Origin of the sequence: Enterococcus alcedinis, assembly GCF_014635985.1 — a bacterium.
In the GTDB taxonomy this organism is placed as follows: domain Bacteria; phylum Bacillota; class Bacilli; order Lactobacillales; family Enterococcaceae; genus Enterococcus_I; species Enterococcus_I alcedinis.
In genome coordinates, this window is record NZ_BMDT01000006.1 from 39,043 (window position 1) to 62,803 (window position 23,761).

22 protein-coding genes, 1 tRNA gene and 2 other annotated features are annotated in these 23,761 nt (G+C 38.1%); of the genes, 18 read left to right on the forward strand and 5 right to left on the reverse strand.

All coding sequences use genetic code 11. The annotated features are described in order from the left end of the window. Positions 1 to 11 precede the first annotated feature (11 nt). The 3 genes from IEV09_RS07445 (at position 12) to IEV09_RS07455 (ending at position 4,071) form a co-directional block, all read left to right on the forward strand. Positions 12 to 1,307, forward strand: a complete 1,296-nt coding sequence (locus IEV09_RS07445) for a PTS sugar transporter subunit IIC (RefSeq protein WP_188367660.1) — start codon at positions 12 to 14, stop codon at positions 1,305 to 1,307. A 174-nt stretch (positions 1,308 to 1,481) separates the two neighbouring features. Then, positions 1,482 to 2,246 (forward strand): ABC transporter ATP-binding protein, encoded by a 765-nt coding sequence (locus IEV09_RS07450; protein ID WP_188367661.1) that lies wholly within the window; start codon positions 1,482 to 1,484, stop codon positions 2,244 to 2,246. Positions 2,247 to 2,250: 4 nt separating this feature from the next. Next, the gene (locus IEV09_RS07455; protein ID WP_188367662.1) at positions 2,251 to 4,071 is read left to right on the forward strand and encodes an FtsX-like permease family protein; all 1,821 of its coding nucleotides are present in this window, start codon (positions 2,251 to 2,253) and stop codon (positions 4,069 to 4,071) included. 54 nt (positions 4,072 to 4,125) lie between these two features. On the opposite strand, the gene proS is transcribed toward IEV09_RS07455, so the two are convergent. Beyond that, positions 4,126 to 5,562: a proline--tRNA ligase gene (gene proS, locus IEV09_RS07460; protein WP_188367663.1), complete on the reverse strand. Its 1,437-nt coding sequence runs from the start codon at positions 5,560 to 5,562 to the stop codon at positions 4,126 to 4,128. 50 nt (positions 5,563 to 5,612) lie between these two features. Further along, positions 5,613 to 5,826: a binding site (T-box leader), on the reverse strand. Between the two features lie 98 nt (positions 5,827 to 5,924). On the opposite strand from proS, the gene IEV09_RS07465 reads away from it, so the two are divergent. Beyond that, positions 5,925 to 6,620, forward strand: a complete 696-nt coding sequence (locus IEV09_RS07465; RefSeq protein WP_188367664.1) for an O-methyltransferase — start codon at positions 5,925 to 5,927, stop codon at positions 6,618 to 6,620. Between the two features lie 141 nt (positions 6,621 to 6,761). Continuing rightward, a tRNA-Arg gene (locus IEV09_RS07470) sits at positions 6,762 to 6,835 on the forward strand. A gap of 83 nt (positions 6,836 to 6,918) precedes the next feature. Here the strand turns inward: IEV09_RS07470 and IEV09_RS07475 are convergent. The 3 genes from IEV09_RS07475 to IEV09_RS07485 form a co-directional block, all read right to left on the reverse strand. Further along, positions 6,919 to 7,701, reverse strand: coding sequence for a helix-turn-helix transcriptional regulator (locus tag IEV09_RS07475; protein ID WP_188367665.1), 783 nt, complete (start codon positions 7,699 to 7,701; stop codon positions 6,919 to 6,921). 145 nt (positions 7,702 to 7,846) lie between these two features. Then, positions 7,847 to 8,569 carry a hypothetical protein gene (locus IEV09_RS07480; protein WP_188367666.1) on the reverse strand — a complete coding sequence of 241 codons (723 nt, stop codon included), beginning with the start codon at positions 8,567 to 8,569 and terminating at the stop codon, positions 7,847 to 7,849. Further along, a complete protein-coding gene (locus tag IEV09_RS07485; protein ID WP_188367667.1) occupies positions 8,562 to 9,044 on the reverse strand; it encodes an RNA polymerase sigma factor in 483 nt (160 codons plus the stop codon). Before IEV09_RS07485 ends, IEV09_RS07480 begins: the two co-directional genes overlap by 8 nt. Positions 9,045 to 9,178: 134 nt before the next feature. Between IEV09_RS07485 and IEV09_RS07490 the strand changes: the two genes are divergently transcribed. The 3 genes from IEV09_RS07490 (at position 9,179) to IEV09_RS07500 (ending at position 12,408) form a co-directional block, all read left to right on the forward strand. Beyond that, positions 9,179 to 9,616: a GNAT family N-acetyltransferase gene (locus IEV09_RS07490; RefSeq protein ID WP_188367668.1), complete on the forward strand. Its 438-nt coding sequence runs from the start codon at positions 9,179 to 9,181 to the stop codon at positions 9,614 to 9,616. A gap of 440 nt (positions 9,617 to 10,056) precedes the next feature. Further along, complete coding sequence (gene gnd, locus IEV09_RS07495; protein WP_188367669.1) at positions 10,057 to 10,968, forward strand: phosphogluconate dehydrogenase (NAD(+)-dependent, decarboxylating); 912 nt, start codon at positions 10,057 to 10,059, stop codon at positions 10,966 to 10,968. Positions 10,969 to 10,971: 3 nt separating this feature from the next. Then, positions 10,972 to 12,408 (forward strand): gluconokinase, encoded by a 1,437-nt coding sequence (locus IEV09_RS07500; RefSeq protein WP_188367670.1) that lies wholly within the window; start codon positions 10,972 to 10,974, stop codon positions 12,406 to 12,408. Between the two features lie 62 nt (positions 12,409 to 12,470). On the opposite strand, the gene IEV09_RS07505 is transcribed toward IEV09_RS07500, so the two are convergent. Further along, positions 12,471 to 13,244, reverse strand: a complete 774-nt coding sequence (locus IEV09_RS07505) for an HAD-IIB family hydrolase (protein WP_188367671.1) — start codon at positions 13,242 to 13,244, stop codon at positions 12,471 to 12,473. 260 nt (positions 13,245 to 13,504) lie between these two features. Between IEV09_RS07505 and IEV09_RS07510 the strand changes: the two genes are divergently transcribed. From IEV09_RS07510 to IEV09_RS07555, 10 genes are all read left to right on the forward strand, one after another. After that, entirely contained in the window at positions 13,505 to 13,987 is a 483-nt protein-coding gene (locus IEV09_RS07510; RefSeq protein ID WP_188367672.1) for a DUF3955 domain-containing protein, read from the forward strand. A gap of 378 nt (positions 13,988 to 14,365) precedes the next feature. Next, entirely contained in the window at positions 14,366 to 15,886 is a 1,521-nt protein-coding gene (locus tag IEV09_RS07515; RefSeq protein ID WP_188367673.1) for a 2-isopropylmalate synthase, read from the forward strand. Continuing rightward, positions 15,887 to 16,930, forward strand: coding sequence for a 3-isopropylmalate dehydrogenase (gene leuB, locus IEV09_RS07520; RefSeq protein WP_188367674.1), 1,044 nt, complete (start codon positions 15,887 to 15,889; stop codon positions 16,928 to 16,930). A 13-nt stretch (positions 16,931 to 16,943) separates the two neighbouring features. Then, positions 16,944 to 18,326 carry a 3-isopropylmalate dehydratase large subunit gene (gene leuC / locus IEV09_RS07525; RefSeq protein ID WP_188367675.1) on the forward strand — a complete coding sequence of 461 codons (1,383 nt, stop codon included), beginning with the start codon at positions 16,944 to 16,946 and terminating at the stop codon, positions 18,324 to 18,326. A gap of 1 nt (position 18,327) precedes the next feature. Next, entirely contained in the window at positions 18,328 to 18,915 is a 588-nt protein-coding gene (gene leuD / locus IEV09_RS07530) for a 3-isopropylmalate dehydratase small subunit (RefSeq protein WP_188367676.1), read from the forward strand. 96 nt (positions 18,916 to 19,011) lie between these two features. Further along, positions 19,012 to 19,082: a sequence feature (ribosomal protein L21 leader region), on the forward strand. Between the two features lie 20 nt (positions 19,083 to 19,102). Further along, the gene (gene rplU / locus IEV09_RS07535; protein ID WP_188367677.1) at positions 19,103 to 19,411 is read left to right on the forward strand and encodes a 50S ribosomal protein L21; all 309 of its coding nucleotides are present in this window, start codon (positions 19,103 to 19,105) and stop codon (positions 19,409 to 19,411) included. Positions 19,412 to 19,432: 21 nt separating this feature from the next. Beyond that, positions 19,433 to 19,783: a ribosomal-processing cysteine protease Prp gene (locus tag IEV09_RS07540; protein ID WP_188367678.1), complete on the forward strand. Its 351-nt coding sequence runs from the start codon at positions 19,433 to 19,435 to the stop codon at positions 19,781 to 19,783. A gap of 12 nt (positions 19,784 to 19,795) precedes the next feature. Then, on the forward strand, positions 19,796 to 20,089 hold the full coding sequence (gene rpmA / locus IEV09_RS07545; protein ID WP_188367679.1) for a 50S ribosomal protein L27: 294 nt from the start codon (positions 19,796 to 19,798) through the stop codon (positions 20,087 to 20,089). A gap of 191 nt (positions 20,090 to 20,280) precedes the next feature. Beyond that, positions 20,281 to 23,112: a sigma-54-dependent transcriptional regulator gene (locus IEV09_RS07550; protein ID WP_229731679.1), complete on the forward strand. Its 2,832-nt coding sequence runs from the start codon at positions 20,281 to 20,283 to the stop codon at positions 23,110 to 23,112. A gap of 156 nt (positions 23,113 to 23,268) precedes the next feature. Continuing rightward, positions 23,269 to 23,754: a mannose/fructose/sorbose PTS transporter subunit IIB gene (locus IEV09_RS07555; protein ID WP_188367680.1), complete on the forward strand. Its 486-nt coding sequence runs from the start codon at positions 23,269 to 23,271 to the stop codon at positions 23,752 to 23,754. Positions 23,755 to 23,761 lie beyond the last annotated feature (7 nt).

Genomic DNA, 23,761 nt, shown 5'->3' on the forward strand with positions numbered 1-23,761 from the left:
GGGAAAATAACGTGAAAAAGTCAGCAGGGTTCGTTGATAAATTAAATGCAGTACTCAGTCCTTTAGCAGCAAAACTAGGAAATCAACGTCATTTACAAGCCATTTCTACAGGGATGATGTTTAGTTTACCATTTATCGTTATCGGTTCATTCTTTTTAATTTTTGCTAATCCATCAATTAATATGGAACAATATAATCCAGAAACAGCTGGCGTTTTCTTACGCTTTTTAGCGAATTGGAAAGAATTTGCAGTAGCAAACTATGATATTATTACGGCGCCTTATAACTTAACAATGGGCCTCGTTGGTTTAATTAGTGCCTTTGGAATTGCTTATTCACTAGCAAAAGATTACGGTCTGAATGCTGCAATGAACGGAATGATGTCTGCCGTTACTTTTGCGATGGTGTGTACGCCCGTTTCAGAAGGAAATATTAGTTTAAACTATTTAGGAACAAATGGTTTGTTTGTTGCGATTTTAATTGGTTTGTTATCGGTTGAAGTTTCACGTTTTTTTGAAACGAAAAACATCAAATTTACGATGCCTGATACCGTACCACCAATGGTAACGATGTTTATGAATACGTTGTTACCATTACTAGCAAACATTGTGATCTTCTATGGTCTGAATGTTTTGTTCTTAATCACAACGAAACAAATTTTCCCGGAAGCCGTGATGCAAGTCTTAACACCGGCAACGGATTTAGCAGGTAGCTTAGGTGGTTTCTTACTGATTGTGACTTTAGGAAACGTCCTTTGGTTATTCGGAATTAACGGTTCATCGATTATTTTCCCATTAGTCTTTACGCTAGGAATTGCGCAAACAGGTTACAATGCGGAGCAACTAGCTAGTGGTGAAGCGATGACACACTTAATGAACTTGCAAATGTTCCGTATTTCTGTGATGGGTGGCGCGGGCGCCACAATGGGGCTTGTGATCTTAATGATGCGTAGCAAAGTGAGCGAATACCGTACAATCGGAAAAATTTCATTGATTCCAGGACTTTGTTCAATCAATGAACCAGTAATCTTCGGATTGCCGATTGTTTTTAATCCAATCTTAGCATTCCCATTCTTAGTGGCACCAGTTATCAACTTATTGCTGACTTATTTTGCACAAAAACTTGGAATGATTGGTTTAGGTTTTATTATTGATCCGTCATTCACGCCATTCGTGGCACAAGCTTATTTATCGAGTATGGATTGGAGAAACGTCGTCTTTACGATTTTCTTAATATTTACGAGTGCCGTAATCTATTATCCATTCTTTAAAGTGATGGAGAAAAACCGCTTAGCGGAAGAAAAATAAACAATCAAAAGCTGTTAGAGTCATCGTTGCCAACGATTTCTCTAACAGCTTTTTTTTTACGTTCATCGTTTGCTTTTCTTCAAAGAGTAGAATACGGACTTAAGACTGATTTTTCTAAAAAACAAGTGTGATAGATTAAGTAACTGTAAGTAACAGCTGAGGGAGGAAGAAAGAATGAAACAAGTAGTAGAGGTTAAACAAATTTCAAAAGTTTACGGTAAAAAAAATGAGAAGCAATATGAAGCATTGAAAAATATTGATTTTTCAGTAGCAGAGGGCGAATTTGTTGGTATTATGGGACCTTCTGGATCAGGTAAGACAACGTTGTTAAATATGCTATCAGCACTTGATCAGCCAACAAAGGGAACCGTCTTGATTGGTGGTCAAAGTTTATCAGGCATGAAGGAAAACCAATTAGCTGATTTTCGAGGAAAAAATATTGGTTTTATTTTTCAAGATTTCAACTTATTAGAAAACTTAACGATGTATCAAAACATTGCCTTGCCACTATCATTGCAAGGTGTTCATGCTAAAGAAATTGAAAAAAAGGTGAATGAAATTGCTGGGATTTTAGGCATTAAAGAAATCCTTGAGAAATACCCAACTGAAGTTTCAGGCGGTCAAAAACAACGTGTAGCGGCTGCCAGAGGGTTGATTCACCAACCACAATTACTACTAGGCGATGAGCCAACAGGGGCACTGGATTCCAAAAATGCTAAAAATTTACTAGAAGCGTTACGTCAATTAAATGAAACGCATCAACGGACAATCCTGATGGTGACGCATGATCCAATGAGTGCCAGCTATTGTAATCGTATCTTATTTATTCAAGATGGTGAAATTTATCGTGAAATGACCCGTGAAGGTAGTCAACGTGATTTTTATCAAGAAATTTTGACAACTTTGTCTCATGCAGACTTTGAAGAAAGTCGGGTGTAGCCTTGTGACAGTTAAACTAGCTTTAATGAATATTAAGAAAAGATCGATGGATTATATGGTTTTACTGGCAGGACTCGTGATGTCAGTCGCTACTTTTTATTTATTTCAAACGTTGTCGTTGAATCGTGGTTTCCTGGAAGAGATGGTTCCTAGTCTATCGATGATTGGCTTTATTTTCCAATTAGGAGCTGTTTTGCTTGGAATGATTACGATTGTGTATTTATTTTATGCTAATTCTTTTTTACTAGCGATGCGGCAAAAAGAATACGGCATGTACTTAATGCTCGGTGCTAAAAAACAAAAGATCCGCCAAATGATGAGTATTGAACTTTTCGCTTTAGGTAGTTTGTCACTTGTTTTAGGCGTTGTTGTCGGGATGTTGTTTGGTCAAGTTGCAACAGGATCGTTATTGTCTAAGATGGGCTTAACGAGCAACTCATATCAAGCTTTTTCACCACTGGCATTACTCGTAACCGTTGTGTTTTTTGCATTACTTTTTTTATTAGCTGCTATTTTTAACGGCTTAAAATTTACCCGCATGCCTTTATTATCCCTGCTAAAAGAAACGGAGTCCGGCGAAAAACACCAAAAGAAATCACGTTTTACGTTCTTGTTAACCATTTTTTCTTTAGTTTTATTAGCGATCGGTTATGCGTCACTTTGGAACTTAAAAACAATCGGTATTACGGGACTTGTGATCGCGTTGTTTACGATTACGTTTGGAACATTTTTCTTTTTTAAAGCCTTGTTTCCTTTTGTCGTCAATCTTTTGAAAAACAATAAACGTTTTTCGAATAAACAATTACGGATGTTTACCCTTTCGCAATTAAGTTTTAAAGCAAGTGCTTTAAGCCGCGTTTTAGGAATGGTAGCGATGCTCTTTGCCTTGTCGCTAGGTGCCATCACGGTTGGAAATGCCTTTAATAGTTACAAGGAGTCATTGTTGCAACAATTTCCATACGATGTTTTAGTATATAATCCGAAAGCAGAGACACTAAAAGAAATCGATCAATTAACAATTGAGAAAAAACAAATGTATCAAATGAAACAAGTCGATAATCAACTTTATTTTCTAGAAAGTGAACTGAAAGCTGCACCATTAATGCTTCAAGACGGGTTTGGATTTGAAGGTGAAATCAAACCTTATACCGACATCAAAGCGGGTGATCGTTATTCATTTGATACAAATAGTGATTTAGAATTCCAAATTGTCATGGCTTTTCAACGCCTAAGTAATCCATACGCAGATTATTTAGCCAATTCGATTTATCATGTCGTTGATCAAGCAACTTTTGATCAAATAAAAGCAGAGACCGAGCTCATTCATACGTATAAAATCAAAAATTTTACGGATTCGATTGCAACACTAGAAGCGATTGACCAGATTGAAAATGGTGGGACTGCTGAAGCAGGGATGTTAGGGAGTAAAGTTAGTGCGTATGTGATGGTTGACCAATTTGTCAGCGGGTTCGTCTTTATGGGCATGTTGCTAGGGATTGCCTTTTTAGCAATGTTAGCAAGTTGTTTGATGTTTAAAGTCCTATCAGGCGCTTATCAAGATATCGCACGTTATCAAATGCTCCATAAAATTGGCGTTCAGAAAAAAGCGTTGGAGCGTTCCATTGCGCAAGAAATCTTTACTGTCTTTTTAATACCGGGTATTGTGGGCACGATTCATGTTTTATTTGGTCTTAAAATGTTTGAACTATTGATCCCAGAACCTTATGCCTATATCTTAATTCCGTTTGTTTCATTTGCGATACTGTACTTTATTTATTACGTAGTGACAGTCATACTGTATCGAAAAATTGTTTTGCCAAAATAAGATTAAAAAGAATCAGACTTGACGTTGTTGTCAAATCTGATTCTTTTTTTATTATTAATAAGCGCGCGCAATCCATAAAGTATGTTTTGCAGGTTCGCCAGTAATTAAATCGGTTGCTTTCTCCATAGGAACGTCAAATGGAATGTTGCGAGTCGTAAAGCCTGTTTCTTCTTTAATCTTCGCTTCAGTTTCATCCGTACCATCCCAACCAATTAAAACAAAACCAGTTGGCTTGTCTTCTTTTTTACACGTTTCGATGTGTGCTTTTAGCTCATCAAGTGTATTGATATGGAAGTGCTCGTTTTCTTTATTACGTGCTTTTGCAGTTGCTAATAAACGAGGTGTCATTTCAGCTAAATGTGTTTGAATCGTAGCAATTAAATCGTCAAATGCCACTTTCTCTTTATCCGCTAAATCGCGAACTTTCAACATCGCATGACCATTTTCTAAGTCACGTGGTCCACATTCGATACGTACACAAGCGCCTTTTAATTCCCACTCGTTAAATTTATAACCAGGTGAATTATCAGAATCATCCAAGCGAACACGAATGCCTAATTTTTTCAATTCAGCATAAATTTCATCCAGTTTTTCCATAATCGCTGGATTTTTCTTCCAAGGACCAACCGGCATTAAAACAACTTGGTGAGCCGCAACAGTCGGTGGTAAAACAAGACCGTGCTCGTCACCATGTGTCATGATTAATGAACCAATCAAGCGTGTTGAAACACCCCAAGAAGTCGTGTGGGCATGGACGTGTTTATTTTCTTTATTTAAGTATGTAATATCGAACGCTTCGGCAAATTTTGTTCCCATGTAATGCGATGTTCCTGCTTGAACAGCTTTTCCATCTTGCATCATCGCTTCGATTGAATACGTATCAACCGCGCCAGCAAAACGCTCAGAAGGGGTTTTTTCACCTTTATAAACAGGGATTGCTAAGAACTCTTCGCATAAGCGTGTGTATTCGTCTAATACGTTTAATGTACGGCGACGTGCATCTTCTTCATCAATATGTGCCGTATGTCCTTCTTGCCATAAGAATTCAGACGTACGTAAGAATGGTAACGTCTTTTTCTCCCAACGGAAAACGTTCGCCCATTGGTTAATTTCGTATGGTAAGTCACGGTATGAATTGATCCAGTCAGAAAAGGCAGCACCAATCATTGTTTCAGATGTTGGACGTAGCGCTAAAGGTTCTTCTAGTTTCTCATCGCCAACTTCCGTTACCCATGGTAATTCAGGGGCAAAACCTTCGATATGATCGGCTTCTTTCATAAAGAAATGTTTTGGAATCAGCATTGGGAAATATGCATTACGAATATCTTCGCTACGTAAATATTTGTTGAATTCCTCTTGAATATGCTCCCAAATTTCAAAACCATCGGGACGGAAAATCATTGAGCCACGGACAGGGGAATAAGACATTAATTCAGCTTTTTGAACGGTTTGTAAATACCATTCAGTAAAATCGTTTTTTTGTTCAACCATTGATTGAATCCTCCTTAATAAAAATAAAAAAAGCACTCCATCCTTCTTAACGAAAGGACGAAATACTTGAATTTCGCGGTACCACCTTGATTGAGTCAGATTATTCTGACACCACTTGAATAAAGGATAAGGGCTTTAACCCGATTGTTTTCACAACCTTGTTCATTGGTAGGTTCATAAAAAATAGGGGTGTCCGTCTTACAGCCAAGGAAGGACTCTCTGAGTACATACTTTTTATTACTATTCCTCTCTCTATACTAATCAGAATTTCAGAAAAAAGCAAGGCAAAGTTTTTTAGATTGCAAGAATCGTCGGAACTTCGTATAATAACAAACAGTGAGCAAAGAACTGGAGGAATAGAGATGCGAAACGAAATGATGCATCGTCCCGTAGTAAAACCTGAACTTGTGTCCTACTTACGGGAAGAACAAAAACAAGTACCTGGCGAATTAGGCCAAATTCAAAAAGAAGCAAATGAACGTGGCGTACCAATTATTCCACATGAAACGGTTGTTTTTATGCAATTTTTATTAGGTCAAATCCAACCTAAAAATATTTTAGAAATCGGAACAGCCATTGGTTTTTCATCAAGCTTGATGGCACAATACGCTGGCGAAGGGGCACATGTAACGACAGTCGATCGTTTTGATGTGATGATTCGTAATGCCAAAGAAACCTACAAGCGTTTAGGAAACGAAGAACAAATTACCTTACTAGAAGGGCAAGCGGCAGATATTTTCCCGACTTTGACAGGACCTTATGATTTTATCTTTATGGATAGCGCAAAATCAAAATACATTGAATTTTTACCTGAATGTTTACGCCTATTAAGAAAAGGTGGGGTATTAATGGTTGATGATATTTTCCAAGCGGGAACGGTATTAGACCCCATTGAAGAAATCCCACGCAGTCAACGAACAATTCACCGCAAACTGAAACGTTTCCTAAAAGTAATTAATACTCATCCAGACTTAACAACGAGTCTTGTCCCATTGGGCGATGGTGTGGCGTTAATTACGAAAGAAGCCGATGAAGTAATTATCGTCGAAGAAGACTAATTGTTTTGGGTAACTTTTTCAAAAGAGAGAGTTACCCAAAAATAATAAAATAACAAAGTGAAAAATTTGTTGCTTTAGCCTTTAAACTGTGATAAACTCATTTTTGTTGGTAATTTACTTACCACCGTAATAATTGAATATGTACCAGTAGCTCAGCCGGATAGAGCATTCGCCTTCTAAGCGAACGGTCGGGGGTTCGAATCCCTCCTGGTACGTCTTAAACCCTTTGAAATCAACATTTTAAAGGTTTTTTTATTTTGTTTGTGCCAAATTTTTATGAACGTATAATATTTGAAGGCTATTTAATCGCAAGTAATTCAATGTAACCTCTGCTACCAATCGGCTCAAGCTGTATACGCGGCGATTCTGGATTCCATTTGTAGCCGATGATAGAAGGGGCATACTTAGCAATCGCCGCCTGTACTTGTTCAATTGCCTCGCCGTAATCTGCTTCAGGAAAAGGTTCGCCTTGAAACGTTAGATACTTCGAAACAGGAAATTCAATCACATCAAAGCCATCAGGAATGATTCCACTATAATTAATAGGGACTTTAACTCCTTGTACATATTCTGATGTTCCTGGTGCAATAAAGGCCGTAGGTAACCATAGACAGACCGGTTCTCCGCTAATTGATTGAATACTAGTTAGACGCCCCAAGACATCACAACCGACTTCTTCGCAATAAGCAAAATAATCTGATGCCCGAATCCCTCTTTTAATGATAACTTTTCGAGCAGGTTTGTCGACAGCTTGGACAAATACACTTTTGACATTTTTCATTTGTTTCTTCTTTCGCTCGCTTTGATACGTTGCTTGGTAGGGGATGAATAAATAAAGCGGAATGGGTGTATCAGAGTATTGCTTTGGATCACAGCCAAGCTCTCGGAAAAAAGCCCGTTGGTAACCATCGACACTGCCAAATCCAAGTTTCATTGCAACATCAAGAACTTTACAAGATTCATCTCGTAACATTAGTACCGATTTTGACAGTCGAAATCGACGGATATAATCAGCTGGAGTCATGTTTAGCACTTGTGAAAATAACCGATAAGCATACCACGGTGAAAAGAGCGAGACCATTGATAAGTCTGAAAGAGTGATACTTTTATTATTTTAGAATTATATTTAATGAAATACTGGCCATTAAACCTTCGTTTGCTAGAGTGGGTTATTGAGAATGAAGGTAAGCAAAGCACACGTATAGACTATCAAGACCTCTAAATAGCTACTTAAATATTAGGTAGATTGCTATCCCATTAGGTACGTCTTTAAATTGCTCTTCTCGTTTGGTAGACATATATCCCTTACCATCGTCTCTTAAAATAAGCAGATCATAAGGAGTATCCTTTTGTATCTTGTAGCTGTTTTTTGAATAAAAACTCTGTAAGTTAGGTAATTCGGGTATACCATGGGAATAGGCAATTCCACTATTCTCAGCAATACCATAATCCTTGAGATCAAGTACTTGACTACCAGAAGCTCCGTTAAATTCTAAATAATAAGAAAGTGTCTGACTTTCTCGATCTAACAGTTGATTATTTAATCCTAAAGCGAGTGAGCCAACGATTTCATGATTTTCAGAGGGTGAGCCTGGGGAAGAAATTGGTCCAATTTGTATTTCATCGATTTTTTTTCCATTTTGATAATGCTCTAACCAAAGTTCGACGCGATTACCGTAATAGTTATATTGATAAGCAGTTGAGCTATTAAATATCAATTTGTTAAAAACGGAATCATTCGAAACTAATCGCAAATGATTATCCGGCACACCGGCAATTTTGTCACCTGTAAAAGGTCCAAGGTTAAAGTAATTCAAAAATAGTGTTCCCGTTATTAAAAGGAATAAGAAGGTAACAATCAATGGCGAGAAAATATTTAGTAGTCGTTTTTTTCTTTTGGATTGTTTGATTAGTTTGAGTAGGTCTTGATCTTGTGGATTGTCATTCATGATTTTGTGCTCCTTTTTCGATTTCTTTTTTTAGTGCTTTTCTGGCACGATAAAGTTCGGTCTTCAAACTTGCTTCCGGTCGATTCAAACGAAAAGCCATTTCTGCAAGTGATAACTTCTCATCGTATTTCATGAGCAATAAAAGGCGTTGCTCGAAAGTCAGATATTCCCAAGCCTGATAAAGTTCGTCATAGTTTTCAGTTGTTATTGGTAATAAGGTTTGACCGAAAGCTTCAATAATTTCACTGCGACGCTTTGTCGTCCGGTAAAGGTCAAGATATTGATTTAGACCAATCCGAAACATCCACGGTTGCATAGCGTCAGGTTCGATGACGTCTTCAATTTCTAAGACCTTAATCAAGGTATCTTGTGTGATATCTTGGGCATCGGTTGGTGTGGCGCCACACTTGATTAAGTAACCAATTAAGCGCTTTGTAAGAATGAGTAAATAAGATTCGTCGTAGCGAAGTTTCAAGGGAAATCCTCCTTTCAATAAGATAACGAGTGAGAAGCGAAAAAGTGAACAAAATAAATAAAAAAAGTTATAATTGATGCAAGCGTACCATAAAATAGCATGAAAATCTTTATTAATAGAAGGAGAGTGGTATTATGATTCGTCAATTAAAAACAATGAATGATCAGCAGTTAAAAGAAATTTTAGCGATTTGGTTAGCGAGTAATATAGAGACGCATGATTATATTGCGCCAGTGTACTGGGAGCAGAATTTTACTGAGGTCGAAAAGGCATTACCCGCAGCAGATATTTATGTATATGAGGATAATCATAAAATTTTGGCTTTTATCGGAGTGGTAGAAGGCTATATTGCAGGATTATTTGTTGCTCACGTTTGTCGAGGACAAGGGATTGGTTCGCAGTTACTGGAACGAGTAAAAAAAGAGCATGCTATCTTGAGATTAAGTGTTTTTTCAAAAAACGAGCGAGCAATCGCTTTTTACCAATCTCATGGTTTTGTCTTGCAACAAGAACAAGTCGATCCAGAAACAAATGAGAATGAATGGTCGATGATTTGGCAAAAGGATGTCTAAATGAATGGAAAGAAACACGAGTATTTCTCGTGTTTTTTATTATTTTCAGAAAAAAACAAACTGAATGCAGAAATCATTTCATTGTTTTCTCATTTTCCTTTCATTAATTAAAAAACAAATCAATTATTGAGTAAAAAATACCTTAAAATAAAAAGTAAGATAATTAAATTTATGTAATTTTTACTAAAAAAGGTCAAACGTTTGTCGGGTATGACTTTGTTCGATTCAGCAAAAAAGAATCAAGTTAAGATAACTGAAAAGGTTTAAAAAACCTAAAATGACGCGATTTTTCGCTTAAATTAGAATTGTAAAATACCATTGATTCGACTATTGACGCTCAAAAATCACTATGCTAGATTTAGGACGTTAAACGCCAGAACGTTTTGTAAAATAACAAATCGTACAAGAGTGTGAAGAGAAATCAAGGGGGATATATCATCGTGGAAATTCATCTAATTGGATTAGGGAAAATGGGATTCAATATTGCTGCAAACTTGCTAGAAGGGGGACATTCGGTCAAAGCTTTTGATACGAATATCGATTTAGCAACAAAATTGCAAGAAAAGGGCGGCGTCTTTTTTCATTCAGTCAATGAGTTATTGACGAGTCCGATGGCAAACGCTGAGCCAAGAATCGTTTGGTTAATGTTACCGGCAGGAGATATTACAAATACGGTGATGAATGAGTGTTTGGCGTTACTAAATCCAGAAGATATTTTAATTGATGGTGGAAATTCTAAATATACAGAAAGCAAAATTAATAATCAAAAATTCACTGAAAAAGGCATTCATTTCTTTGATGTTGGGACTTCAGGTGGTGTATCAGGTGCTCGTAATGGGGCGTGTATGATGATTGGTGGAAATAAAGCGATTTTCCAAACGATTGAGCCGATTTTTGAAAGTCTATGTGTTGAAAATGGTTATTTGTTCTGCGGAGAAGCGGGCAGTGGGCATTATTTAAAAATGATCCATAATGGGATTGAATATGGTATGATGCAAGCAATAGGTGAAGGATTTAATATTTTACACCATTCAGAGTATGACTATGATTTAGAAGGTGTCGCAAAAGTTTTCAACAACGGTTCAGTTATTCGTAGTTGGTTAATGGAATTGACCGAAAACTTACTTTCTGAAGATGCCGCATTGACGGATATCGAAGGTGTTGTGGCGTCATCAGGTGAAGGCAAGTGGACGGTAGAAGAAATTTTACGTCTTGAATTATCTGCACCAGTCATTACTCAGTCGTTGTTAACGAGATATTCAAGTAAAGATGAAGAAAAATATGGTGAAAAAGTCATTGCATCATTAAGAAATCAATTCGGTGGGCATGCAATGACGAAAAAAGGGGAGTAATAAATGCATTCGATTCTTGGAATTGATATTGGAACAACCGCGATTAAATTCAATTTGTTTTCAAAAGAAGATTATTTGATTTTGTGTTCAAAGAAGTATTCGGTACCAATGAAAGAGTCGAATGAAACCTCGAGTACGCAAGCACCGCAAATCATTTTACAGCTGGTGCTGGATGGTATTCAAGCCATTGCAAAAGAGTATCGGATTGATGCGCTTGTTTTTAGTACCGCGATGCATAGCCTTATTCCCGTTCGTAAAGGGCAAATCGGTGAAATGTATCTATGGTCGGATAAACGTGCGCAAAAAACAATGGCTCATTTTAAACAAAGCGAACCAATGAAGGCGAAACATTTTTATGAAGCAACAGGGACTCCGATTCATGCGATGTCCCCTTTTGCAAAGTTGCTGTATTTTAAAGAAAAAGAACCCGATTTTTTCGCGTCGGTTGATCAGTGGATTGATATTAAAGCATATTTGATGCATTATTTTACCGGTGAATATGTCGTCGATTACTCGATTGCCTCGGCAACAGGCTTGTTCAATACGGAGACATTCTCGTGGGATGCTGAGATTTTATCCTTTGTATCAGTCAAAGAAGAGCAATTACCGCAAGCCGTCGATACGGATACGGTCTTTGCAATAACATCAAGGGCAAGTGAAGCCTGCAATTTATCCTCGGCTACCAAAGTCTATATCGGTGCGAGTGATGGGACGTTAGCAAGCTATGCAAGTTGGATGGGGACCGGTCAAAAAATTAGTTTAACAATCGGCACAAGTGGAGCGATTCGTTATTTATCTGCTGAGCGGAAAATTTCAGAGTCACAAAGCACCTTTTGCTACTATCTAGCAAAGAATCAATGGGTCATTGGCGGTGCCACAAATAATGGTGGCAAAACGTTGGAGTGGGCGAGTCAATTGTTTTATGAGAATCAAACGGACATTTTTACCGAAATTCCAACAAGTTTTAAAAACAGTCCAATTGGTGCGAAACAACTGGTTTTTCTACCATATATTAATGGAGAGCGAGCACCACTATGGGATGCAAATGTGACAGGGAAATTTGACGGTGTGACACTGGTCCATCGTCGGGATGATTTTATTCGAGCAATTTGCGAGGGAATTTTATTTAATCTCAAGTATATTCATTGTCAATTAGGGATTCAAGAAAAGGCAGGAATTGCATTGTCGGGTGGATTTTTTACAATTCCAACAATGGCGATTGAAGCGGCCGCTATTTTTGAGAGTGATTGTGTTCAAAGTGATTATACGGAGCCTTCTTTTGGAGCGGTGGCATTAGTCGCGAAGCAAACGATTGAACGAAAAACAAACGAACTTGAAAAAATTGCGGTTGATTCGCTCAAAAAAGTAGCGTATCAAAAGAGTTTTGAACAGTTTCGATACGAGCTAGATAAAACTTTTAATCAGTCATTGAATAAATGACGCATTCAACAGACCACTTTGCATACTGAAGTGGTCTGTTTGAATTGTTCTGACAGCAATATCTATTTATTAAGAAAGTCCAAAAGGTCGATTAAATCTGTTTCTACGGAATCAATCGTGAAATCAGCTACAACTGCTAGATTCGGATTGTCACCTACGGCAATCCCATAACGAACCAACTCTAACATATCACGATCATTGTTTCCGTCACCAACAGCAACGCATTCACTTGGCAGGATGCTGTGGTGTTCTAAAACTTTTAAGATACCCGTAGTCTTTTTTATTTCGACTTCCAAAAGACTAATAATGCTTGGGTGCCAACGCGATAAAAATAAGTCGGGAAACGCCTCTTTTAAAGCAGCATCCATCTTGTGATCACAAAAAGCACACATTAAATAAATCGGATCGTTATGCATTGACGTCATGATGTCCAGTGTACGGGCTTGAAGATTCATCGCCTCTCTTAATCCAAGGTCGATGTGCGCATCAAAGCGACCGTTTGTTAATAGTTCTGTTGTATAAAAAGAACTTGGTAGATGATTTTTATCGCAAAAATCATTAAATAAGTGTATATTATTTTGAGAAAGTGCGATGGAGTGGAAAATCCCCATTGTATTTGTCACTAGCGCGCCATTCGCGCTGATAATATAGTTGACGAGTTGTTTATCCATTAAGTATCGACAATGATTGAATGGTCGTCCAGTTGCTAAGATAATTAAAACATGGTGATTTTTCAGTTGGGTTAACATGGTTTGGATATTATTTGAAATGGTCGATTGATTTTCTAATAATAATGTCCCGTCATAGTCGAAAATAATGGCTTTTATGTTCTTCATACAAAACTCCTAATTTTTTCTATAATTGTATCATAGCAAAAATCATTTTTCGCTCTCGAATTTATCGATGTTTTGAGATGAAAAGTTGCTCGTATTCATTTCTTTTTTTCGATAAATAGTGGCTGAATAACCATGAAAACCTTGTTAAATCAAGTATGCAAGGAGTCCTTGCGTACAAAAAACGACACAGTAAGAGACGCTTGCTTGTTTTTTTGAGTGCATCAATCTAAAGTAAAAGTTGTCAGAAGGAGGAACAATCAATGGAATTCAATGAACAGTTAAAGGTACTTCGTAAAGAGCGAAGCTTGACTCAAGAACAATTAGCGAATGAGCTGAATGTCTCAAGACAAGCAATTTCAAATTGGGAAAATAATAAAAATTTGCCTGACTTAGAAATGGTCGTTACGATTGCCCAACTTTTTGATCTTTCTTTAGACGAATTGATTTTAGGAGGAAAAGAAATGACGAATATGGCGGAGAAATTAATTAATGATGGTAGTGAGACACGTCGGGCAAAAATGAATCTGATTTCGATTAGTATCGGAGCGGTTCTATTTTTAATGGGTGTTGCTTGTTTACTTATTAAAAGTGTATCGGTCGAGTATATTGATGCGCAAGGATTTTTACATGAGAATTTTTTCTTAATACCGATTGCTTTGTTATTGATGTTTAGTGGTATCTTAGTTTTTGCCATTACGGGTTTTAAGAGTTTACGATTCTGGTGGGTAAATAAATACAGATAAAACAAATGAGAAAGCACTTGTAGAAAAAGAGTCTACAGGTGCTTTTTTAATTCTTTAAGTGAGAAGTTTGATTAATTATTAAAAATAAATGATAATTAGTGAATATTCAGAAAATTTAAACAAAAGTATTGACTTCCCTTCTTTATTTCGGTATCTTCTTACTTAAGAAAACTTTGGTTAGGTGATGAAAATGAGAAAAGAAAAGGTTACTGTTAACGTCCAAGTTGAACAATCATTTTTATTATTATTATTTTAGAGAACTCTTTTTTCTGGTTAAAAAAAGGGTTCTCTGTTCGCATTGCATAAAGAAAATTTCTTTATGGGATGCTTTTTTTATACTTATTTACGAAAAAGGTTATTTAAAAAGGAGCGAAAAAAATGCGTAAAATTCAATTTTTTGATACGACATTAAGAGATGGTGAACAAACACCTGGAGTTAATTTCAATACAAGAGAGAAAGTCCAAATTGCCTTACAGTTAGAGCAGTGGGGAGTCGATGCGATTGAGGCTGGTTTTCCAATTGCCTCACCTGGCGATTTTGAAGCCGTACAAGAAATTGCACGTGTCTTAAAAAAGACAACGACGGTTGGGTTAGCCCGTTGTCAAAAAGGGGATATTGATCGGACCTATGAAGCCTTAAAAGATGCCGTTGATCCACAAATTCACGTCTTCTTAGCGACAAGTGATATTCATATGCGCGATAAATTAAAAATGAGTCGCGAAGAAGTGCTGGCTTCTATTAAAAAGCACGTTCAATATGCACGAAAGTTCTTTAAAAAAGTCCAGTTTTCACCTGAGGATGCCTCGCGAACACAACGTGACTTCTTACTAGAGGCCGTTCAAACAGCGATTGATGCCGGAGCAACGATTATTAATGTTCCAGATACTGTCGGCTATTCGAATCCAACAGAGTACGGCGCTATTTTTGCTTATTTAATTCAGAACATTAAAAGTGAAAGTGAAATTACTTTTTCTTCTCACTGTCATGATGATTTGGGCATGGCAACAGCTAACGCACTGGCTGCAATTGAAAATGGCGCAAATCGTGTGGAAGGCGCAGTCAACGGCATCGGTGAACGTGCGGGAAATACGGCGTTAGAAGAAGTGGCAGTCGCGCTCCATATTCGTAATGACTTTTATCAAGCGACGTCAAACATTGTTTTAAATGAAACAAAACGTACGAGTGATTTGGTTTCACGCCTATCAGGAATCAATGTTCCGCGAAATAAAGCGGTGATTGGCGGCAATGCTTATGCGCATGAATCAGGAATTCACCAAGATGGCGTCTTAAAAAACCCTGAAACATACGAAATTATTACGCCACAATTAGTCGGTGTTCAAACCAATTCCTTACCATTGGGTAAACTTTCAGGCCGTCACGCTTTTGCGACGAAAATGGATAGTCTGGGTTATCAATTTGAAAAAGAACGTTTGGATCAACTATTTAAGAGTTTCAAACAATTAGCAGATAAGAAAAAACAAGTCAACGATGCCGATTTAATGGCTTTAGTTATCGATGATATTCATCAAGAAAATGAAGAACACAAGTTAGCAGCGCTTCAATTACAATTTGTTTCAAATGGAATGCAAGGTGCGATTGTTTCAATTGATAATCAAGCCAAAGAAACATTGACCGCCTCTGAAACGGGTGCCGGGAGTATTCAAGCAATTTATAACGCGATCGATCAAATCTTTGAACAAAAACCAATCTTAACAAGTTATGAAATTAGTGCCATTACAAGTGGTGAAGACGCACAGGCTGAAGTTTATGTCACTTTAGAAGATGACAAGGGGCAACGCAAAACAAACGGTGTCGGGATTGATTTTGACGTCTTACAAGCGTCAGCCAAAGCGTATATTCAAGCAAGCAGTCAAATGAGAGCGCAGGGGGTTATTTAGTTGGAGAAGAAAATTGTTGTTTTAGCCGGAGATGGCATTGGGCCAGAAATTATGTCTAGTAGTATAGAAGTCTTAAAAGTCGCAACAAAAGCGAGTGAACTAACATTTAACTTTGAGGAGCACTACTTTGGTGGAGCTGGAATCGATCATCAAAACAATCCACTACCGGAAGAAACATTAGCTGCTTGTCAGAGTGCAGATGCGATTTTATTAGGAGCGATTGGTGGGCCGAAATGGGATGGGGCAGCTAAAACACCTGAGCAAGGGTTACTGGCTTTGCGTAAAGCGTTGAAACTATTTGCCAATATTCGTCCAATCACGGTACCAGAAGTGTTGCTCGATCGTTCGCCGATTAAAGAATCGATTGTACGTGGCACGGATTTTGTGATTGTAAGGGAATTGACAAGTGGGATTTACTTTGGGGAACCACGCTTTTTAGGCGAAACAGAAGCTTATGATACGTGCTACTACAATGTCGATGAAATTAAACGAATTGTTAGACAGGCGTTTACGATTGCGCAAGGACGTAAAAAACAAGTACTGTCGGTTGATAAGGCGAATGTCTTGGCTTCAAGTAAACTCTGGCGCAAAGTGGCAGAAGAGGTTGCTCTAGAGTTTCCAGATTGTACGTTAACCCATCAATACGTGGATTCAGCAGCGATGAAAATCATTCAAAACCCTCGAGACTTTGATGTTATCGTCACAGAAAATTTATTTGGCGATGTCTTAAGCGATGAAGCATCTGTTTTACCTGGAACGCTAGGTGTCTTACCGAGTGCGAGTTATGGTGAAACAGGGATTGCCTTATACGAACCGATTCACGGATCGGCACCAGATATTGCGGGACAAAATATTGCTAATCCAGTTTCAATGATTTTATCGGCAAGTCTCATGTTGCGTCAGTCTTTTGGTTTAGATGCGATTGCCGATCAAATTGAAGTGGCATGTTTTGCAACAATGGAAGCCGGAATTTTAACGAGTGACTTAGGCGGAACAACGTCAACGAGCGCGTTTACACAAGAAGTCATCAAACGAATAAAATAAGGAGTGAATCGAGATGGGAAAAACATTATTTGATAAAGTATGGGATCGTCACGTTGTATCGGGTCATGGGGACGACGTGCAGTTAATTTATATTGATTTACAAATGATCCACGAGGTGACCTCACCGCAAGCGTTTGAAGGCTTAAGAGAAGCAGGACGTACCGTTCGTCGCCCGGATAAAACCTTTGCGACAATGGACCACAATGTGCCAACGAAAGATATTTTTACGATTACCGATTTGGTATCGAAAAAACAAATGGATACCCTTCGTACAAACTGTGAAGAGTTTAATATTACTTTATGTGACAACGGATCAGAACGCCAAGGGATTGTGCATATGGTCGGACCAGAAGTTGGGTTAACACAACCTGGAAAAACCATTGTTTGTGGGGATTCCCATACAGCAACACATGGAGCATTTGGTGCGATTGCTTTTGGGATTGGGACGAGTGAAGTCGAGCACGTGTTTGCGACACAAACACTGTGGCAAAAGAAACCAAAACGCTTAGGAGTGAAAGTTACAGGAGAATTGAAACCGGGTGTTTATGCCAAAGACATTATTCTAGCGCTGATTGCGACTTATGGTGTGGACTTTGGTGTCGGGTATGCGGTTGAATTTTATGGTGATACGATTCAAAGTTTAACGATGGAAGAACGCATGACGATTTGTAACATGTCAATTGAAGGTGGCGCAAAAATTGGAATAATGGCACCGGATGAAAAAACATTTGAATACGTGAAAGGTCGCGAATACGCACCGGAAGATTTCGAGGCAGCCGTAGCCGATTGGAAGACGCTTTATACGGATTCTGAATCAGACTTTGATAAAGTTGTGACGCTTGATGCGAATCAATTAGCACCTTATATTACTTGGGGAACGAATCCAGAGATGGGTGTTTCGATTGAGATGCCATTCCCAGAAATTAAAGACCACAACGATCAACAAGCTTACGAATACATGGATCTAACACCAGGGCAACAAGCATCGGATATTCCAATTGAATACGTCTTTATCGGTTCGTGTACAAACGGTCGTCTATCCGATTTAGAAGAAGCCGCTCGTTTTGTAAAAGGGCAAAAAGTCAAAGAGGGCGTCACGGCAATTGTCGTTCCAGGGTCTCGACCTGTTCGCCATGCTGCGGAAAAAATTGGATTAGACCAAATCTTTATCGATGCTGGATTTGAATGGCGTGAACCAGGTTGTTCGATGTGTCTAGGGATGAACCCAGATAAAGTCCCAGAATTTATTCACTGTGCCTCAACGTCCAATCGAAACTTCGTTGGTCGTCAAGGGAAAAACTCACGCACGCATCTTTGCTCACCAGCGATGGCGGCAACGGCTGCGATTCATGGGAAATTTATGGATGTCCGCGAAATTGTGAAGGAGGGAATGTAACATGGAACCATTTACTGTCTACGAAGGGAAAACCGTTCCTTTTATGAATGATAATATTGATACCGACCAAATTATTCCAAAAACATACTTGAAACGAATTGAAAAAACAGGATTTGGGGAATTTCTATTTGATGATTGGCGTTATTTACGTGATCGCAGTTTAAATCCTGAATTTATTTTGAATGAACCACAATACGCGGAAGCAACCATCTTAGTAACGGGGGACAACTTCGGTTCTGGTTCTTCTCGTGAACATGCGGCTTGGGCTTTGATGGATTATGGGTTTAAAGTGATTATTGCCGAAAGCTACAGTGATATCTTCTATATGAATGGTGTGAAAAATGGTCTGTTACCGATTCGTTTGCCAAAAGCAGAAGTTCTAGCATTGTCCAAATGCCTAGCGGATGACCCAATTGAAATTAATTTAGTTGAGCAAACGGTCCGTACACCAACAAATACTTTTTCTTTTGAAATCGACGAAATTTGGAAACATCGCTTAGTTCATGGACTCGATGAAATTGGGGAAACCTTGCTAGAAGAAGAAAAAATCACGAATTATGAGCAAAATATTCCAAGTTATTGGGGATGAAAAGTGCAATCATGAAAAAAAGATGTATTTTTCAATGAAATTTGATTGACTCGGATGATTCTTTTTGCTAGAATTGGATTGTTGTAATTGTGAGCACCACAACTACAACCGCACAGACTAAGTATTAAGCACGAAAGTCACTTAGGATGGCGAGTCTAAGTCTAAATATAAGGAGGTGCTTCAGAGCATGTACGCAATTATCAAAACTGGTGGTAAACAAGTTAAGGTTGAATTAGGTCAAGCGATTTACGTTGAGAAATTAAACGTAGAAGCGGGCGAAAAAGTGACTTTTGATGAAGTTATTTTAGTAGGTGGCGAAACAACTAAAGTAGGTGCGCCAACATTGGCAGGTGCAACTGTTGAGGGAACTGTTGAAAAACACGGTAAACAAAAGAAAGTTGTAACTTACAAATACAAACCTAAAAAAGGTTCACACCGTAAACAAGGTCACCGTCAACCGTATACAAAAGTAATTATTGATGCAATCAATGCATAATAAGAAAAGTAAGGAAAAGCTATGATTAAAGGGATATTTAAACGCAATGACTCAGGAAGAATCAAGTCATTTGAACTGACTGGTCATGCGGATGCAGGAGAATATGGCAGTGATATCGTTTGTGCTGCAGTTTCTGCTTTAGCAATCAATACCGTTAACGGCATTGAAGCTTTAGCTGGAGTGAAGCCATTGATTGAAGCGAATGAAGAAGAAGGTGGACAACTTTATGTTGAAATCCCAAGTCATCATTCATTGACTCAAGAACAAACGAATATTACGCAAATTTTATTAGAAAATTTGTTGCTAGGACTCCAATCTGTTCAAACAGAGAATAGCGATTCACTCGAAGTACAAACACTAACGAAACAGTAGGAGGTGCATCTCATGTTGATGAAAATGAATTTACAATTCTTCGCTACGAAAAAAGGTGGAGGTTCTACATCTAACGGTCGTGACTCACAATCAAAACGTTTAGGAGCTAAACGCGCTGATGGTCAGAAAGTTACTGGAGGATCAATCCTTTACCGCCAACGTGGTACGAAAATTTACCCAGGCGCTAACGTAGGAATTGGTGGAGACGATACATTATTTGCTAAAATTGATGGCGTAGTACGTTTTGAACGTAAAGGCCGCGATAAAAAACAAGTATCAGTTTACCCTGTAGCAGCACAAGCTTAATAAGCTATGACTCGAAATCCTTGATAGGGTTTCGGGTTTTTTATTTGGTCTGAAAAAGGAATACTCACATCGAGTCTCATTTATCCAGAATTCGATATTACCCTTAAAATAGCAATATTTTTCATTTATCGTTATAATAAGATGGTAGAATAATTGAAACGTTTGTCGAATAATTGGAGAGGAGTGTTGGGTTGAATACAAGAAAAGGACTCATCTATGCGTACGTTGTTGAACAATGTCGTTTAAACAACAATCGCTCGCTTACGACAAAAGAAATTTCAGAGACATTAGACTTACAACGCTCAAACGTTAGTAAGGATTTAAATACGCTCGTACGTGAAGGCAAGTTAGCTAAAACAACAGGGCGTCCAGTTAAATATTTTCTAGAAGAAGAGATGCTAGGACGAACGCAAGCGGAGAAACCTGAACTAGAAATCGTTCAAACAGAAGAAAAAGAGACACTGAAATCAGACAAAATGTTTGGGATGAATGATCAAAGTGATATTTTTGATGACTTAATTGGGAGTCGCAATAGTTTGAAAAATGCAGTCGAGCAAGCAAGAGCCGCTATTTTATATCCACCAAAAGGTCTCAATTGTTTGATTACCGGGCCTACGGGATCGGGGAAAACCTATTTCGCTCATCTAATGTTTCAATATGCTAAAGAAAATCAAGTCATTCAAGAAGAAAAAGAACTGGTTGTTTTTAACTGTGCGGATTATGCTCACAATCCACAATTATTGATGAGCCATTTATTTGGTCATGTTGAAGGCGCGTTTACTGGTGCGGATCAAGAAAAAGAAGGGTTAATGGATCAAGCGAATGGCGGTATTTTGTTTTTAGATGAGATTCATCGACTACCGCCAGAAGGGCAAGAAATGATTTTTTATTTTATGGATCATGGGGTCTTTAATCGTCTAGGAGAAATTGGGAAAAATCATCAAGCAGAAGTTCGAATTATTGGAGCGACAACTGAAACTACGAGTTCAGCGTTACTTGATACGTTTTTGCGCCGAATTCCGATTCATATCCAATTGCCTTCATTTGAACAAAGGACACCACAAGAAAAAATTGCTTTTATTCAATTAATGGTGTCGCAAGAGGCGAGCCGAATTAAACGCCGAATTTCATTAACAGAAGAAGTCATCAAGGCGTTAATTGGTAGTGTGACGTTTGGTAATATTGGGCAATTAAAATCGAGTGTTCAACTTGTCTGTGCCCGTGGATTTTTAAATCATATGCATCGCGAGCAAATTGATCTTTCAGTCAATGATTTACCTGAGGGGATTCGCTCGGGGTTAGATACATTAACTAGTCGTCGAGAATTGTCGATGGGCTTAGCGAATTATTTACCTAAGCGACTAGTGGTGGACTCGAATCAAGAACCATTGAATCGTTATGCTGATCAATATGAATTACCTTATAATCTGTACGATATTATCGGTGATAAAGCAGCTTTACTGAAATCTGATGGTATTGACCAGGAAGCAATTAACCACTTTATCTCAACGGATATTAATGTTCATTTACAATCCTTTTATCGTGATCATGGTTTTTCATTTTCAACCGTTAGTAAATTAGGTGAGTTTGTGGATGAAAAAGTCATAGAGGTCACTAATTTGATTTATCGACATGTCGAAACGTATATTTCGCCTGAAAATCGACAAAATTTTATTTATGGTATGAGTTTACACATTGGTGCTTTTTTGAAAAAACTAGCTATTGGTGAAACACGTGCGATTAACTATAATATTCAAATGATGGTCGCCGATTATCCTGTTGAATTTAAGTTAGCGCAAGAGATTCATCAAATGATTTCGGATTTTTTTAATATTGCTTTACCGGATGATGAAACGTATTATTTAGCAGCCTTATTGATATCGTTACGCTATAATCCAACAGAAGGAGAAGTGGGTGTTGTCGTAGCCGCTCATGGAAATAGCACGGCTTCGAGTATGGCGGCTGTAGCACGTCAATTATTAGGCATCAATCAGCCGTTAGCAGTAGATATGCCGCTAGATATGTCACCTAAAATTGCTTACGAAAAAATTAAAACAATGATTACACAAGCCAATCGAGGAAGTGGTGTTTTATTATTAGTTGATATGGGATCGTTAGCGAATTTTAACGAGAAGTTAAGTCAAGAAACGGGGATTCAATTACGTACGCTAGACATGGTTACGACGCCAATTGTCTTAGAAGCTGCCCGTAAAGCTGAGACACTGGGAATGACACTCGATGTACTTGTCGATTCATTAAAAGAATTTACAGGATACAGTACACTGCAAGAAACATTAAATGAAGAAGTTGTAGTTAGTGAAAAATCAGGGAGCCGTTTAGCAATTTTAGCGATTTGTGCGTCCGGAGAAGGAACAGCTCAACATCTGAAACAAATGATCAAGCAGGCATTGATTGAAAATAAAATTGATTCGATTGAAGTGTTGACGGAATCAGTGGTGGATATTCGCCGACGTCTACCGGAGATCCAAGCATCCTATCAATTATTAGCTGTGACTGGTATTTTGGATCCAAAGATTGAGGTACCGTTCTTTTCTTTGGAACGATTATTAGAATCTGATCTAGGTGAATTACTCGGAGATTTATTGCTGGGTGAAGATATTTTAGACGAGGACCCGAAGCTTAGTTACCAAGAACAACGTCAAGCTTGTTTAACGTATCTAGAAGAAGCCGTGACCTTTTTAAATCCAATCAAGGTACTGGATCCGTTGTGGGATTTAGTTGAACAATTATGTGCCGAATGGTACCCAGATAAAAGAGAAGAAAAAGTTCGAATTAATTTTGTCTTACATTTAGCCAACATGATGGAGCGAATATTGTTAGGCGAGCCATTGGTAGGGACGGCCATTGAGGAACAAGTAGTCAAAAATCATCCGAAAGCCCAATTTTTAGCGAATACACTAACATCGATTGAGGAAAGTTTCCGCTTAAAAGTCCCTGTTACTGAGCGATATTATCTTTTGATGATGTTAGATAATGTTTTGAAAAACCAAGTTATACACTAGAAGAAGTGAATCTTCTTTTAGTGTATAACTTTTTTGCCGTTTTATCGCTGAAAACACCCTAGTGTATCGAATAATGTTGGCACGGAACTTGCTTTATATTAAGTATAGGCTCTCAGAGGAGGAGGACAGTGTATTATAGAGAGGGGGGAGAGGGAATTGAATATTCAGCTAGCGCGTATAGATGATCGGTTAATTCACGGACAAGTCGCAACGGCTTGGACGAAAGAAACAGGAATTCATCGAATTATTGTCGTGAGTGATGAAGTAGCAAAAGATCCTCTTCGTAAGTTTATGTTGCAAGAAGCAGCTCCTCCGGGGGTTAAGGCAAATGTGGTCACTGTCGGAAAATTATTATCTATTTATCAAAGCGCATTATTTCAAGAAGAAAAGATTATGCTTTTATTTACGAATCCACAGGACGTTGTTGTATTAATTCAAGGAGGCGTGAAGATCACTGCAGTCAACATAGGCGGTATGCATTTCATGACAGGGAAAAAAATGATCACAAATTTTGTTTCCGTGAATGATGCAGATGTAATGGCTTTTCGCTATTTAAATCATCGAGGGGTGATTTTAGAAGTACGAAAAGTGCCATCGGATCGAAAGGTTTTTTTAATGGATCTATTAAAAAAATACAAGTAAAAAAATG

Bases quoted from the DNA above. Each gene is read 5' to 3' on its own strand.
- rplU (WP_188367677.1), top strand. From the start codon at position 19,103: ATGTACGCAATTATCAAAACTGGTGGTAAACAAGTTAAGGTTGAATTA.
- IEV09_RS07540 (WP_188367678.1), top strand. From the start codon at position 19,433: ATGATTAAAGGGATATTTAAACGCAATGACTCAGGAAGAATCAAGTCA.
- leuD (WP_188367676.1), top strand. From the start codon at position 18,328: ATGGAACCATTTACTGTCTACGAAGGGAAAACCGTTCCTTTTATGAAT.
- proS (WP_188367663.1), bottom strand. From the start codon at position 5,562: ATGGTTGAACAAAAAAACGATTTTACTGAATGGTATTTACAAACCGTT.
- IEV09_RS07510 (WP_188367672.1), top strand. From the start codon at position 13,505: ATGGAATTCAATGAACAGTTAAAGGTACTTCGTAAAGAGCGAAGCTTG.
- IEV09_RS07490 (WP_188367668.1), top strand. From the start codon at position 9,179: ATGATTCGTCAATTAAAAACAATGAATGATCAGCAGTTAAAAGAAATT.
- IEV09_RS07505 (WP_188367671.1), bottom strand. From the start codon at position 13,244: ATGAAGAACATAAAAGCCATTATTTTCGACTATGACGGGACATTATTA.
- rpmA (WP_188367679.1), top strand. From the start codon at position 19,796: ATGTTGATGAAAATGAATTTACAATTCTTCGCTACGAAAAAAGGTGGA.
- IEV09_RS07475 (WP_188367665.1), bottom strand. From the start codon at position 7,701: ATGGTCTCGCTCTTTTCACCGTGGTATGCTTATCGGTTATTTTCACAA.
- IEV09_RS07465 (WP_188367664.1), top strand. From the start codon at position 5,925: ATGCGAAACGAAATGATGCATCGTCCCGTAGTAAAACCTGAACTTGTG.
- IEV09_RS07500 (WP_188367670.1), top strand. From the start codon at position 10,972: ATGCATTCGATTCTTGGAATTGATATTGGAACAACCGCGATTAAATTC.
- IEV09_RS07515 (WP_188367673.1), top strand. From the start codon at position 14,366: ATGCGTAAAATTCAATTTTTTGATACGACATTAAGAGATGGTGAACAA.
- IEV09_RS07480 (WP_188367666.1), bottom strand. From the start codon at position 8,569: ATGAATGACAATCCACAAGATCAAGACCTACTCAAACTAATCAAACAA.
- leuC (WP_188367675.1), top strand. From the start codon at position 16,944: ATGGGAAAAACATTATTTGATAAAGTATGGGATCGTCACGTTGTATCG.
- IEV09_RS07450 (WP_188367661.1), top strand. From the start codon at position 1,482: ATGAAACAAGTAGTAGAGGTTAAACAAATTTCAAAAGTTTACGGTAAA.